We start from the raw sequence: 527 nt of genomic DNA on the forward strand, positions 1-527 counted from the left end.
GCACCACGGCTATCCGGCAAGCCCAGGCCTTGCGCTTTGAGCGAGTCGATCGGGCCGACCGCCACGCCCAGCATGCCGCGACTCACGTGGCCGGTGGCCTTGATCTGCTCGGCCGCGCTGAAGGCCAGGTCGATCGGGATCGCGAAACTGATGCCCATGTAGCCGCCGGACGCGGAGAAGATCTGCGAATTGATGCCGACCACTTCGCCACGCGTGTTGAGCAGCGGGCCGCCGGAATTACCCTGGTTGATCGCCTCGTCGGTCTGGATGAAGGGCACGTAGCGCTGGTCGGCGTACGGATTGCTGCGGCCGGTGGCGCTGACGATGCCGGCGGTGACCGAGTGGTCCAGGCCGAACGGCGAACCGATCGCCACCCCCCACTGGCCGGGCTTGGGCAGGTTGGAGTCGCCGGTTCGCACCGTCCGCAGGGTCCTGCCGTCGATCTTCAGCAGCGCCCCGTCGGATTTCTGGTCGCTTCCGCCCACCCTGGCGGTGAATTCGCGGCCGTCCGGGGGGTTTGCCCTTGC

Annotated in this window: 1 protein-coding gene; it reads right to left on the reverse strand. The window is 68.1% G+C overall.

Going from position 1 to position 527, the window contains the following annotated elements; all coding sequences use genetic code 11:
• Positions 1–527: trypsin-like peptidase domain-containing protein (locus CSC62_RS17665; RefSeq protein ID WP_162407916.1), on the reverse strand; the 527-nt coding region annotated here is incomplete at both ends.

Source organism: Pseudoxanthomonas jiangsuensis (assembly GCF_010093185.1).
Taxonomy (GTDB): domain Bacteria; phylum Pseudomonadota; class Gammaproteobacteria; order Xanthomonadales; family Xanthomonadaceae; genus Pseudoxanthomonas; species Pseudoxanthomonas jiangsuensis.